The organism is Janthinobacterium sp. GW823-FHT03B06, from assembly GCF_058796955.1.
This window is the reverse complement of the sequence record NZ_JBXAJE010000007.1, coordinates 233824-247242: the sequence shown is the minus strand read 5'-3', so window position 1 is coordinate 247242 and position 13419 is coordinate 233824. Positions and strand designations below refer to the sequence as shown.

The window sequence follows — 13419 nt, the reverse complement described above, 5'->3', positions numbered from 1 at the left end:
GCACTAAGGCTTGCCCTACGACAATTTTTTCGCCAGCAGCACGGCATTGCGCCGGTCGCGCTCCGCCTGCACGATGTCCGTCGTGCGCGCTTCCGACAGGCCCACCGTGTGCAGCACGGTGGCCGTCAGCTGCAGCGCCGATTCCAGCGCCTCGGGCACGACCAGGGTGGCGCCCGCCTGGATCAGGGCCACCGCATGCGCCTCGTCGCGGGCGCGCGCATACACGGGCAGCAGCGGATATTCGCGGCGGATCGATTTGACGGCATGCAGCACGGAGGCCGCATGGTCCATCGTCAGCACCACGGCCGCGGCACGATCGGCATTGACCTTTTGCAACAGTTCCGCGCGCGACGCATCGCCGAAATACACGGGAAAGCCGCGCGGATGCAGGGTCGTCACCAGCCGCGCATCGTTTTCAATCGCCACATAGGCGATATCCTGCTCCGTCAGCACCTTGGCCAGCAACTGCCCCACCCGGCCGAAACCGGCGATGATGACGGTGCTGCCCTGCGGCGGCAGCGCGCCGTGCGCCAGGTCGGCCAGCTGGTGGTGGTGGCGCTGTTCCCACCAGTTGCCGAAGGCGCGCGCCGCCTTGGCCAGCGCCGGCGTGGCGAACAGGCTCAGGCCCACCACCAGCATGACGAACTGCGCCACCTGCGGGCCGATCAGCTTGGTACCGAGCGCATACGCGACGACGATGAAGGCGAATTCGCCGCCCTGCCCCAGCAGCACGCCCGTTTCCACGGCACGCCCCCAGTGAAAGCCGCCGATGCGGAAAATCACGCTGATGACCAGCGTCTTCAGGAAAAACAGGCTCAGCACGGCTAGGGGAATCAAGACGGGCGACTTGAGGATTTCGCGCACGTCGATCTGCATGCCCACCGACATGAAGAACAGGCCCATCAGCAAACCTTTGAAGGGCTCGATCGTCACTTCCACCTCATGGCGAAATTCCGTTTCCGCCAGCAGCAGGCCGGCCAGCAAGGCGCCCAGCGCCATCGACAAGCCCGCCAGATACGTCAGGCCCGCGATACCGAGGGTGCTGAGCAGGGTCAATGCCATGAACACGTCGGGCTGGCGTTTCTTGACGAAAAACTGGAACAGCGGGCGAATCACGCGGCGGCCCAGCAGATAGATCAGCAGGATGGCCCCCGCCGATTTCACGGCCGCAAAGCTGAGCAGATAGGCCAGGTCGTCGCTGCGCCCGCTGGCGAACACGTCGATCAGGATGAACAGCGGCACCACCATCAGATCCTGGAACATCAGAATGGAAAAGCCCGCCTGGCCGGCCGGCGTCTGCAGGGAGCGCTGGTCCGTGAGCAGCTGCATCACCACGGCCGTCGACGACAGCGACAGCACCAGGCCCAGCACGATGGACGCTTCCAGCGACAAGCCGAAGTAATACGCGACGCCGCCGATCAGGCAGGCGCTGACGGCCACCTGCCCCACGCCCGCGCCGAACACCCAGCGCCGCAGCGCCCACAGCCGTTCCGTCGACAGTTCCAGGCCGATCATGAACATCAGAAACATCACGCCCAGCTCGGCCAGGCCGCTGACCTGCTCGGCGCGCACGAAGGAAAAATACGTCAGCCATGGGAAGTCGCCGGCCCACAGGCCGAAGCCGAACGGGCCGAACAGGGCTCCGACGGCCAGGAAGCCGAGCACCTGGTTGACTTTCAGGCGTTGCAATAGCGGAATAAAAATTCCGGCCAGGGCGAGAAACAGCAGGGTTTCCCGCAGATACGGTAAGGCGTGTTGCTCTTCCAAGATAATCCTAACTCAATGATATGCATGCCGAATTGATAATTGTCGCATGCTGGGCGACAGAGAAGTATGGGCACACATGATATTTTTCCACAAGGCAACAAATCCGCTACGGGCGCGCCGCTTGCGGCGGCGCCAGCATGTCGGCGCGGGGGCGGTCCCAGCCCGGCACGTAGGCGGGACATGGCCGGCCGCGGAACTGCTGCAGCTCGACGGTCGTGAAATTGGGCAACATGCCGGGGTTGAAACGCACGTCCGTCAGCATGTCGGCATTCAATCGGGGCATGCGAGCAAAGCGGAACCAGGCGTCGACATAGCAATTGTCTTCCTGCAGCGCACGCAGAGCGGCCAGGCTGCCCGCCGCCTGGGCGGAGACGGCGATGCCGGGCGCCAGTTGCCGGCCTTGCTTGCTGGTTTCAGCCAGCCCGGCCGGGCAGGCGGCGGGCGCCAGCGATGCGGGCAGCAGGCTCAGGGTGCCGCGCCGCAGGGTGTACACGTCCGTCTTGCTGTCGAGCGAGACATAGATCCAGCACAGGGGATTGCTGGGAAACGCCGTCATCGCCACGTCCCACACGCGCGTGCCCGGATCGAGCCGCTGCACGGCCGCCTCGATGCGCGTACGGCCGATGGCCGACGCCACGCCCTGCGTGCCGATAAACGTGACCGCCAGCGCGAAGGCCAGCAGCAGCGGTCCCCGCCCCCGCTCGCCGGCCCGCCCTTGCAGCACGGCCAGTACCGCGCCCAGCGCCAGCAAGACGGCCAGCGCGGAGGGCGCCAGATAGGTTTTATAGGTAAAGAAGCACAGGGCCGCCGCCAGCCCCGCCAGCAGCACGCTTTTGACGATGCCGTAGCGCAAGGACATGATCACGGGCACGCCCAGCAGCACCCAGAACATGGGTTCGACGATGAAGACCATGTCGCCATACAGCCAGCGGCTGTCGAACGGATAGAACGGGTGCAAGCCATAGGAATTGAGGAAATCCATGCCCATGTGCAAGCAGAATCCCAGCAGCAGACAAGCCGCCAGGCCGATGCGGGCCGGCACGCTTTCCTTCAGCAGCCGGCGCGCGCCGGGCCACAGCAGCCACAGCAGGGCCAGCAACAGCAGCGCCTGCGGCAAGGCCAACAGCAAGGTATGCGTGTGGCCACGGTGATGCAGCATGTAGCCGAACGGACGCGGCAGCAGTTTCGTGAGGACCAGGTCCAGGTCGGGCGCGTTGCTGGCAAACCAGGCCGTAAACAGAAATAGCGCACGCCGGGTGCGCTGTGCGGGGGCTTGCGGCTCGGGCGGCAGGCTGCGGTGTACCAGTTCGCCGACCCCGAGGCCGATGACCGAATGCGTAATATTATCCATCGGGCAATTTTACAGGATGCGGCCACCCCAGGAGCAAAGGCGGGGGTCAAACCCTCAGGGTACGCCCCCGGATTCTGCCATTGGGTTTGTTCAATCAAGCGGCTACAGCGCCTGTAAATCTTCCCCGCGCATGCCCACCAGCAAGGCGCGGCCATCGGGCAGCACGCGGAACTCGCCGTAACGGGCCTTTTCCCAGCGCGCCGCCTCGCCTTCCTTGAAAAACCAGGCATCGCTGACCAGCACCCAGTTGCCATCCTTCGGCGTCAGCTCGAGCAGGAATTCGCCGGGCGCCAGCGCCTCTTTGGTGTACGGGCGCAGCAGTTCGGCCACGCCGCGCGCATCGCGCCGGGCCACCACGAGGGGCCGGCCCGGCGCCCTGTCCACGCTGGCCAACGTGGAGAGGACACCCAGGTTGACGAAATTGAGGCGCATGTAATCGCCCTGCATCAGCGAGCGGGGATCGACGGGTTCCAGCGCCACGAAGATGGCCTCGCCCTTGGCGATCAGCTGCTCCTTCTGCCAGATGCCGATATTGGCCACCAGCAGCACCAGCAGCAAGCCGCCCAGCGCACCCAGGCGCAAGAAGCGGCGCTCGACCGCCACGTCCGCCGGTTTGCTTTCCACCAGGTGCAGCACGGCGCCGCGCGTGGCCAGCCACGACAGGGCGCACAGCACGGCGCCGGCCACGGCCAGCAGCGCCGCCTTGCTGGCCAGCGGCCAGGCCAGCTGGTAATAAAAGCTGCCGATGATCCACGCCGCCGCCAGCGCGGCCGCGACGGCCACGCGTGTACGCCCGCTCGTCACGCAATACGCGAGGATCAGCAGCACGGGTCCCAGCGCCGGCATGAACCACGCCAGCACGATCAGCACCAGGGCCACGCCGATGGCGGGCAACTGGCGCAGCGCCGGCCAGCGCCAGCCCGTCCAGGCGGCCGCCGCCGTGGCCAGCACGAGCGAGACGCCGTTCAACGCTTGCGCATACCAGGCGCCGGCATGGTGCCTGCTCACTTCGCGCGCCACTTCGCCCGTGAAGCCGCCACCCAGGGCACCGCCCAGCATGAAAGTCATGCCGGACCAGAAGACCAGCCCCAGCAAGATGGCCAGGACCCACCCCGTCGACAGCGATTCCAGGAAGGCGGCGATGGGCGCGCCGCGGCCATCGTTGAAGGCCTGCTTCTGCAGCCAGTGGGCGGCCAGCCAGCATGCCAGGGCCAGCATCCAGGCCAGATACAGTTGCGTCGGATCATTGTCGAATATCCAGTCGCGCGTGCTGTCGACGATGCCCAGCCCCAGCAAGCCGCAGGCGACCAGCCCCAGCAGCACGCGCAGCCAGTCGCGCGGCAAGGCGGCGGCCACCACCAGGGTTGCCAGGCACAGCAGCAGCGACGCCGTCTGCGTGGAATAGTCGCGGTACAAGGCGTAGCCGAGCAAGCCGCCGCCCACCAGCAGACAGGGCACGGCCAGCTGCTCGACAAACAGCGCCACGCCGCGCGTGCGGATCAGCAGCACGGACACCACCAGCACGATGGCGGCCACGACATACGCGCCGGGACCGTGGCGCACGACGCTTTCCAGGCCCACGCCCAGCGCAATCATCAGGGGAATGGCGGCAAGCCAGGCGCCGAAGGCCGTCATCAGCACCAGCGGCCACGGCCGTACATCCTGCACGGGGCGGCTGGCGTTGGGCGGCAACAGGCCGGCGCGCGTGGCATCGTCGATCAGGGTGCCGAGCGCATCGTCGCGCTGAGTGTTCATCTTGCTCATGCCGCCTCCTGGCGCGTGCGCCACAGAATGCCTTGCACGGTCAGCGCCAGCAGCACGGCTGCCAGCAAGCCCAGCGTGGCCAGCGCGCCGACGCCATCGCCATGACCGTTGAACAGCACGTGCGTCAGCCCTCCCACCAGCAAGGTATTGATACCGAGCGCGACGGCGCTCAGGCCGAACACGTCAAAGTAGCGGCGCGTGGCCAGCAGGGCAGCGGCGACGGCCAGCAAGCCGAGACCGGCCCAGTACGGCGATTCGATCTCATTGCCGAACAGGGCACTGACGGCCGTGCCCGTGATAAGGATGGTGGCGAGTACCAGACCCAGGCGCAAGGCCCAGACACCGGCGCCCGTCCAGCGCGCCAGCAGGGGCGAGACAAACGCACAGGCCAGCAGCACGGCCAGCCAGCCGCTGACGAAAATGGACAGGTCGGCCGAATCGATGCGCCAGCTGTGGCGCGCATGCGCCTGCATCCACAGGGCGGCGGCCGTGGCCAGCACCAGCATCCAAGGCGTCCACAGCACGTCGCTGCGCGCGACTAAACACAGGGGCAAGGCCAGCACGGCCCACAGGGCGAACAGCTGCCACGGATCGGCGCCCGTCTGGTAGGTCTGGCCGAAATACGCGAACAGGCCGCCGATGGCCAGCAAGGCCATCAGCAGCAGCGGTATGCGCGCCTTGGGCACGGCGAAGGCGCCCACGCAGGCGGCGGCAAACACGCCTTGCAGCAGGGCGAAGCGGCCCATGCGGCCCAGGTCTTCCCAGTTGGCGGCGACCCAGCAGATCAGGCCCATGCCCAGCAGCGCGGCGCCCAGCACGGCCACGCCGCGCGGCAGCCAGTAGGCCAGGCGCGCCGGTTCGCGCTGGAAGCCGGCCGCTTCCTGCAACTGCCGGGTTTGTTGGGCATCGAGCGCATGGGCCGAGGCGAGTTGGTACACGGCGAGGCGTAAATCCATCGTCTGCTTTCTTTGTCAGGGCTTTGTCAGGAAATAGGGGGCGTCAGGTCAGCGCTCGACGCTCACGCCGCGCCAGAAGGCGACGTGGCCGGCAATTTGCTTGGCGGCATCCTTGGGCTGGGGGTAATACCAGGCGGCGTTGGCATTCGTCTGGCCATCGACGACGACATCGTAATAGCTGGCCGTGCCTTTCCACGGGCAGACGCTCGTGTGGCTGCTGGGACGCAAGTACTCCTGCGTCACCTTGGACAAAGGAAAATACACATTGTTTTCAACGACTTGCACCTGCGCATCGGTGGCTTGCGCGATGACGGCGCCATTCCAGCTGGCTGTTGGCATTTGACTATCCTCCTTCTTTGCCGAGTGTAGCCGAAAAAGCCCGCCTTGGCGCGCGCCATTGGCGCCCCGTTCAGGCGCCGCTGATGATCTGGCGCAAGGCTTGCTCAAACACTTCGGGCGGCTGGCCGCCGGAAATCAGGTGGCGCTCGTTGATGATGACGGCGGGCACGGAATTGATGCCGTTCTGCTGATAGAAGCGCTCCTGCGCGCGCACCTCGTCCGCATAGGCATCGGAGGCCAGCACTTCGGCCGCTTTCGCGGTATCAAGGCCCACCTTGCCCGCGACTTTCAGCAGCACCACGTGCGAGGACGGATCCTGGCCCTGCGTGAAGTAGGCATCGAACAAGGCCATCTTGAGTTCCTTCTGGCGCCCTTCCAGAGCAGCCCAGTGCAGCAGCCGGTGCGCATCGAAGGTGTTGTAGATGCGCCCGCGCTTGTCCATGGCAAACGTAAAGCCCAGCTGTTCGCCGCGCGCGCGGATCGCTTCGCGCGACTGCGCCATCTGTTCCGGCGTGGAACCGTATTTGCGGGCGATGTGTTCGCCGATATCCTCGCCCTCGGGCGGCATATTGGCGTTCAGTTCGAAAGGCTGGAAGTGGATGTCGGCCTGGACGGTGCCGTCCAGCTTGGCCAGCGCCTGCTCCAGCGACTTCAGGCCCACCACGCACCAGGGGCAGGAAACGTCGGAAACGAAATCGATACGGATAGGGGTGGGTGTGGCGGAGGTGGTGGAAACGGTCATGGTGGGCAGCCTTTGCGCGAGTCGGTGGCGGCCGCACCGCGCGGCGCCGCAAGCACAGCATATGCGTGCGGGCCGCGGGAAATCAAGCGCTTACTTTTTCTGCACGGGCACCTTGGCCCCATCCTTCTTGCCGCCGATCTTGCTTTCTTTACCAGAGAGCAAGTTCGCGATGTTCTGGCTGTGGCGGTAGGCCAGCAGCACGCTCATGACGATGACGGCCAGCAAGATGGGATCGACGCCGAACAGCAAGCCATAGTAAAACGGCGCGAACAGGGCCGCCACCAGCGCTGCCAGCGAGGAATAGCGAAACGCGTAGGCGATGATCAGCCAGGTGGCCAGGGTCGCCAGGCCCAGCCAGGGATTAATGCCAAGCAATACACCGAGGGCCGTGGCCACACCCTTGCCGCCGACGAAGCGGAAGAACACGGGCCACAGATGGCCGAGGAAGACGGCGATGGCCACCAGGGCCACGGCCGTGTCGCCCACGCCCAGCGTGCTGGCAAAATGGTCGGCCAGGAACACGGCCAGCCAGCCCTTGGCGCCATCGCCCAGCAGGGTCATGATGGCCGCGCCCTTGTTGCCGCTGCGCAGCACGTTGGTGGCGCCGGGGTTTTTCGAGCCATAGGTGCGCGGATCGGCAATGCCGTAGACCTTGCTCATCACCACGGCAAACGATATCGAGCCGAGCAAGTAAGCGGCCACTGTCATCGCCACGGTTGTGATTACTGGATTCATTTCTTCCCTTTATTGTGTTTATTACACCAGCATCGAGGCTGGCGCAGCAGAATATACACCAGCGTCCAGTCCAGGGACAGGGCGGCGTCTGGTTTTCTTAATCTTGCAGCGCGCACTGCACCGGCTTGGCCTTGAGCAAGTCGAGCAAGACCTGCGGCGCCAGCGAGACGAGGAAACCGCGCCGCCCGCCATTGATGTAAATGCGCGGCAAGTCCAGGATCGACGCTTCCACGTAGACGGGCATGGCTTTCTTCGTGCCGAAGGGCGAGGTGCCGCCGATCATGTAGCCGGAATGGCGCTGCGCCACTTCGGGCTTGCACGGCTCGACGGACTTGCAGCCGATGCCGCGCGCCAGGTTCTTGGTCGACACCTTGCAATCGCCATGCATGAGCACGATCATCGGCTTGGCCGCCTCGTCCTGCATCACCAGGGTCTTGATCACCGCGTGTTCCGGCACGCCCAATTCGCGCGCCGAGACGCTGGTGCCGCCGTGCTCCTCGTAAGGATACGGGTGTTCTTCGAAGGAGACTTGATGCTTGCGCAGCAGCTGCGTCGCCTGGGTTTCGGAAATATGCTCTTTTTTAGCCATGCGTGATACGCTGATCGTTCAGTGAGGAGTGCTAATTATGCAGGAAGAAATCCGCTTTGCCACATTCAATGTCTGCAACCTCGCCCCCGCCGGGGCGAAATTGTATGACAACCTGGAACCGTTGAGCCCGGCGCAATACGAGGCCAAGGCGGAATGGACGGCGCGGCAGATCGACCTGCTCGACGCCGACGTGATCGGATTCCAGGAAATTTTCTCGCAGGCAGCCCTGCGCGACGTGCTGTCGCGCACGCGCCATTACCGCGCAGCCACGCTGGCCGGCTACGATGCGACGGATATTGCCGGACGCATGCTGCCCACGGTGGCGCTCGTGTCGCGCCTGCCGCTGGCCGGCGCTGGTGTTGCCTGGGCGAATTTTCCCGCCGGCGTGACCGTGTCCGCCGACAGGCAGCCCGCCGACGACAACGCCTGCCGCTTCGCCCGCGCGCCCCTGCATGTCCAGGTCATCTTGCCGGGCGGACAACTCACGGACGTGGTCGTCGTGCATTTGAAATCGCGCCGGCCCGACTACCGCCATGGCGACGGCAACGATGCCATCGCCTACGCGCTGGCCAACCTGCGCTCGCTGCAGCGGCGCGGTGCGGAAGCCGTGGCCTTGCGCGTGCTGGCAAGCGAACTGGGCCACACTGGCCGTCCCCGCATCGTGCTGGGCGACTTCAACGACATCGCCAATGCCGTCACGACGGCCATCGTCATGGGCGCCGGCGCGCCGTGCGAACCGGGTGCCGAGATGCGCGCGCGCCTGTACGACGCCAACGCCATCCAGCTGCGCCAGGACGCCCTGCGCCACGCGGGCTACACGAATATTCACGACAGCACCTACATGACGATCGACCATATCCTCGTGTCCGAACATTTTCATCCCGCCTCGCCGCGCGCCATCGGCGTGCTGCAGGAAGTGACGTATCTCAACGACCATTTGCTGCTGGGCTTGCCGCATGCCTCCGACCATGGCCAGGTGCTGGCACGCATCAAGCTGCTGGGCAACATTGACTAATTCAATAACTTCGCCAGCGTGCTGCCCGCGACTTGCGCGCTGGCAAAGCGCCCCTGGTATTGCTGGCAGCCCTGCCCCCGCAGATACGCCAGCTGCTGCGCCGTTTCCACGCCTTCGGCGATCACCGTCAATTGCAGCTCGCGCGCCATGGCGATGATGGTGGCGGCGATGGCTGTGTCGGACTCGCCGACCGCGCCATCGGCCGCGGCCGGCAGGAACGACGGGTCGATCTTGAGTTGATCCACCGGGTAATGGCGCAGATTGGCCAGGCGCGAATAGCCGGTGCCGAAGTCGTCGATGGCCAGCCTGGCGCCCAGCGCGCGCAGCTGCGCCAGCACGCCGGCCAGGCGCGCGCCCCCTTTCATCAGCAAGGATTCCGTCACTTCCAGTTCCAGGCAGGCGGCGGGCAAGCCCGACACGGCCAGCGCCTCTTGCACGCTGAGCAATAAGTTATTGTGCAGGCACTGCGCCGGCGACAGATTCACGGCCACTCTCCAGGCATGGCCCGCATCGTGCCAGGCGCGCGCGCGGCGGCAGGCTTGCTGCAGCACCCAGTTACCGATCGACACCATCAAGCCGCATTCCTCGGCCACGGCAATGAAACGCTCGGGCGGCAGCACGCCCAGTTGCGGGTGGCGCCAGCGCAACAGCGCCTCGGCGCCGAGGATTTGCCCGCTGGCGACATCGAGCGCGGGCTGGAATTCGAGCACGAACTCGTCGCGCCCCAGCGCTTCGCGCAAGCCCTGCTCCAGGCTGGCCCGCTCGACGATTTGCGCATTCATCTCGGCATTGAAAAACTGGAAATTGTTGCGCCCGCTTTCCTTGGCGTGGTACATGGCGATGTCGGCGTTGTGCACGAGGCTATCGATGCTGTCGCCGTCGCTGGGAAAGATGGCCACGCCGATCGAGGTCGACACATGCAATTCGTACTCGCCCAGCTGATAGGGTTGCGTGACGGCATGCAGCAGGCTGGCCGCCACGTGGGCCACCTGGTCGATGCCGCCCACCTCGGCCAGGATGATGACGAACTCGTCGCCGCCATGCCGGCTGACCGTATCGACGCCGCGCACGCAGCGCACGAGGCGCCGCGCCACTTCCTTGAGCAGCAAGTCGCCCACGTGGTGGCCCATGCTGTCATTGATGTGCTTGAAATGGTCGAGGTCCAGGTACAGGATGGCCAGCATGCTCAGCTTGCGCCGCGCGGCCGCCAGCCCCAGCGACAGCCGGTCGAGCAGCAGCACGCGGTTCGGCAAGTCGGTGAGGAAATCGTGCTCGGCCAGGTGGCGCGTGTGCTCCTCGTTTTTCTTGCGCTCGCTGATGTCGCTGAGGATGGCCAGATAATTGCTCAATTGCCCCTGCGGGTCGCGGATGGCCGTCAGCGACAGCCAGGCCGGATAGCGCCCGCCCGCCTTGCGCTGGCCGACGATGTCGCCTTGCCAGTAACCGTTGGCATCGACTTCGTCCCACACGTGGTCGAAAAATGCGGGCACGTCCGGCTCGACGCCGTGCGGGACGAAGGGCTTGCCCAGCATGTCGTCGAGGCTGTAGCCGCTGATCTCGCTGTACGCGGGATTCATGCTGACGACGTGCTGCTGCGGGTCCATCACGACGATGGCCTCGCGCGCATGCTCGACCACCTGCGCCGACAGGTACAGGGCCCGCTCGGCCAGTTTGCGTGAGGAAATATCACGGATCACGGCGTAAAACAGATAGCTATGGTCGAGCGTGACGGACGTAAGCAGCACTTCGCCCCAGAACAGCTGGCCCGTGCACGTCTGGTAACGCCAATCGTAGCGGCAGTTGCCGTCGGCATGGGCCTGCGCCGCCAGCTGCGTGCCGCGCAACGAGGACAATGCGCCATCGGGCTGGCGCAAGGGCGAAAAGTCGCTGAGGCGGCGCCCCAGCAGGCGTGTCCGGTCTTCGCATTGAAACAGGGCGATGGCGGCCGGATTCGCCTCGGCGATGTGCTCGTCGCGCAGCAGCACGATGGCGTCGGCCGACTTCTCGTACAGCTGGCGGAAATTGTCTCCCATCAGCAGCAGGGCGCCCTGCGCCGCGTCATCCTGGCCGCTGGGCGTGATGTCGGCATCGATGCAGACCACTTGCCGCACCCTTCCGGACTGCATGACCGGAAATACGGTGGAACAGATGCAGCGCGGCGCGGCCCCGTCGGCGTCCAGTTTCCACAGGCGCATGCCGCGCGCCTTGCCGCTCTCCCACACGGCCGCCAGTTCGCCGCTAACTTCCTCGGCCAGGGTGGCGGCACCGGGCAGCGAAGCGGCCACCCTGGCCCACGGCTGGCCCAGCGCCAGCTCGGCCGCCACGCCATACAGGCGCGCCGCACCCGCGCTCCAGTAGCGCACGATGCCGTCGCGGTCGATACCGCGCACGGCCAGGCCGGGCGCCTGTTCGACGGCGGCAACGATGATGGACAGCAAGTCGAGCGCCTTGCCGACCGGCCCCGCCTGCGGTTCGGCCGCGGCCAGCAAACGGCCCGGCGACGGGGCGGCTCCGGCAATCCGATCAGACATCAGCCCCCCCGTGGCGCGGCCGCGCGGCAACCGGCGGGCAAATGACCTGTCCGGTAGCGCAACCATCCCGACCATTCTTGCGCGCCGGCGAATCGGCTTCTTGAGAAGGCGCAAGCATCGTGACGTGGACGGCGCGCATGCTGGCGATGGTCTTTGGTCGCCGTTTTTTGCATTCCAGCCCCGATTTTGTGCAATCTGTCGCACGGCGATGGCGGCCGGACTTGAATCTTCCTAAAGTGGCAACATGCGCATCGCCGTGAACGGCCGCAGCGGCAGGCGTGTCGTCTGCGGCCGCCACAGTGATGCGCTACCCGAATTCCCCCGGCCTGCCGCAGGCCGGCCGCACCGAGACCTGGCGCCGAAGCCCTGCGCCGCTCCTGAAAAAAAACCTATGAAAAACGAGACCCTGCCCCCCGCCTCTCCCCTTGCCGCCACGCGCCGCCGGCGCTGGCGCACGCCCCTCTTGATCCTCGTCGTGCTGGGCCTGGCCGGCGGCGGCTGGACGGTCATGCAATCGAAGCAGCAGGCAGCCAAAGTTGCTGAACAGCAAGCGAGCAAGAAGAAGGAACAGGAAAAGACGCCCGTGCATGAACTGGCGCAGGGCGACGTGGCCGCCATCGATGCGCGCGCCCTCAGTATCAGCCTGCCCCTGTCCGGTTCGCTGGCCCCCGTGACCCAGGCCACCATCAAGGCCAAGGTTTCCGGCGTGATCCAGGAAACGACCTTGCAGGAAGGCCAGCAAGTAGCCAACGGGCAAGTCCTCGTGCGCCTGGACGCGGCCGACCTGCGCGCCCGCCTGACGCAGCAGCAGGCCATGCTGGACGAAGCGCAGGCGCGCCTGTCGATGGCGGCCAAGAATGAAGCGAACAGCCAGGCGCTGCTCAAGCAAAAATACATTTCGCAGACGGCCTACGACACGACGCAGAATTCCGTCGACCTGGCGCGCGCCAACGTCAAGTCCGCCGCCGCCATGGTCGACATCGCCCGCATCGCGCTGGCCGACACGGTGATCCGCGCGCCGATGGCCGGCATCGTCAGCAAGCGCCATCTGCAGGCGGGCGAAAAAGTCTCGCCCGACATGCCCGTCTACACCATCGTCAACCTGGCCCAGCTGACCCTGGAAGCGCCCGTGCCCAGCGCGGAGATTCCCCGCATCAAGCTGGGCCAGGACGTGCGCTTCAAGGTCGACGGCTTCGGCGCGCGCGACTTCGCCGGCAAGGTCACGCGCATCAACCCCACCACCGAGAGCGGCTCGCGCGCCATGCTCGTCTACATCGCCGTCGACAATGGCGATGGCGCGCTGCGCGGCGGCATGTTCGCCAAGGGCAGCATCGTCACCGAGCGATCAATCGTCGCGCCGCTGGTACCGTTGACGGCCGTGCGCAACGAAAAGCAGGGCCCCGTCGTGTATGCGCTGGTGAATAACAAGGTCGTCGCGCAGCCCGTCACCCTGGGACTGCGCAACGAGGACGAAGGCTATGCCGAGGTCAAGTCGGGCCTGGTGCCGGGCGCGAAAGTCATCATCGCCAGGCTCGATGGCGTGAAACCGGGCCACAGCGTGACCTTCGCCGCGCCCGCCACCGGCCCCGCCCCCGCTGCGCCGGCAGCCGTGCTGGCACGGAAGGATTAA

At 65.9% G+C, this 13419-nt stretch carries 11 protein-coding genes; 2 read left to right on the top strand and 9 right to left on the bottom strand.

Annotated elements, in window-relative coordinates:
* Positions 1-15 precede the first annotated feature (15 nt).
* The 8 genes from AC1RBA_RS22260 to ybaK form a co-directional block, all read right to left on the bottom strand.
* Positions 16-1767 (bottom strand): cation:proton antiporter domain-containing protein, encoded by a 1752-nt coding sequence (locus tag AC1RBA_RS22260; RefSeq protein ID WP_492419853.1) that lies wholly within the window; start codon positions 1765-1767, stop codon positions 16-18.
* 106 nt (positions 1768-1873) lie between these two features.
* Positions 1874-3118, bottom strand: coding sequence for a metal-dependent hydrolase (locus tag AC1RBA_RS22255; protein ID WP_070287750.1), 1245 nt, complete (start codon positions 3116-3118; stop codon positions 1874-1876).
* Between the two features lie 102 nt (positions 3119-3220).
* The gene (locus tag AC1RBA_RS22250; RefSeq protein ID WP_492419852.1) at positions 3221-4882 is read right to left on the bottom strand and encodes a GDYXXLXY domain-containing protein; all 1662 of its coding nucleotides are present in this window, start codon (positions 4880-4882) and stop codon (positions 3221-3223) included.
* Positions 4879-5838, bottom strand: a complete 960-nt coding sequence (locus AC1RBA_RS22245) for a DUF2157 domain-containing protein (RefSeq protein WP_070223085.1) — start codon at positions 5836-5838, stop codon at positions 4879-4881. The genes AC1RBA_RS22250 and AC1RBA_RS22245 overlap by 4 nt, the downstream gene beginning before the upstream one ends.
* Positions 5839-5886: 48 nt before the next feature.
* Entirely contained in the window at positions 5887-6177 is a 291-nt protein-coding gene (locus AC1RBA_RS22240; RefSeq protein WP_070223083.1) for a DUF427 domain-containing protein, read from the bottom strand.
* A 70-nt stretch (positions 6178-6247) separates the two neighbouring features.
* Positions 6248-6919, bottom strand: coding sequence for a DsbA family oxidoreductase (locus AC1RBA_RS22235; RefSeq protein WP_070287748.1), 672 nt, complete (start codon positions 6917-6919; stop codon positions 6248-6250).
* Positions 6920-7009: 90 nt separating this feature from the next.
* Positions 7010-7654, bottom strand: a complete 645-nt coding sequence (gene plsY, locus AC1RBA_RS22230) for a glycerol-3-phosphate 1-O-acyltransferase PlsY (RefSeq protein WP_254679406.1) — start codon at positions 7652-7654, stop codon at positions 7010-7012.
* A gap of 97 nt (positions 7655-7751) precedes the next feature.
* Positions 7752-8243: a Cys-tRNA(Pro) deacylase gene (gene ybaK / locus AC1RBA_RS22225; RefSeq protein ID WP_070287745.1), complete on the bottom strand. Its 492-nt coding sequence runs from the start codon at positions 8241-8243 to the stop codon at positions 7752-7754.
* 37 nt (positions 8244-8280) lie between these two features.
* Between ybaK and AC1RBA_RS22220 the strand changes: the two genes are divergently transcribed.
* Positions 8281-9258, top strand: a complete 978-nt coding sequence (locus AC1RBA_RS22220; RefSeq protein WP_070287743.1) for an endonuclease/exonuclease/phosphatase family protein — start codon at positions 8281-8283, stop codon at positions 9256-9258.
* On the opposite strand, the gene AC1RBA_RS22215 is transcribed toward AC1RBA_RS22220, so the two are convergent.
* Positions 9255-11789, bottom strand: coding sequence for a sensor domain-containing protein (locus AC1RBA_RS22215; RefSeq protein WP_492419851.1), 2535 nt, complete (start codon positions 11787-11789; stop codon positions 9255-9257). The genes AC1RBA_RS22220 and AC1RBA_RS22215 overlap by 4 nt on opposite strands.
* 391 nt (positions 11790-12180) lie before the next feature.
* On the opposite strand from AC1RBA_RS22215, the gene AC1RBA_RS22210 reads away from it, so the two are divergent.
* The gene (locus AC1RBA_RS22210; RefSeq protein WP_492419850.1) at positions 12181-13419 is read left to right on the top strand and encodes an efflux RND transporter periplasmic adaptor subunit; all 1239 of its coding nucleotides are present in this window, start codon (positions 12181-12183) and stop codon (positions 13417-13419) included.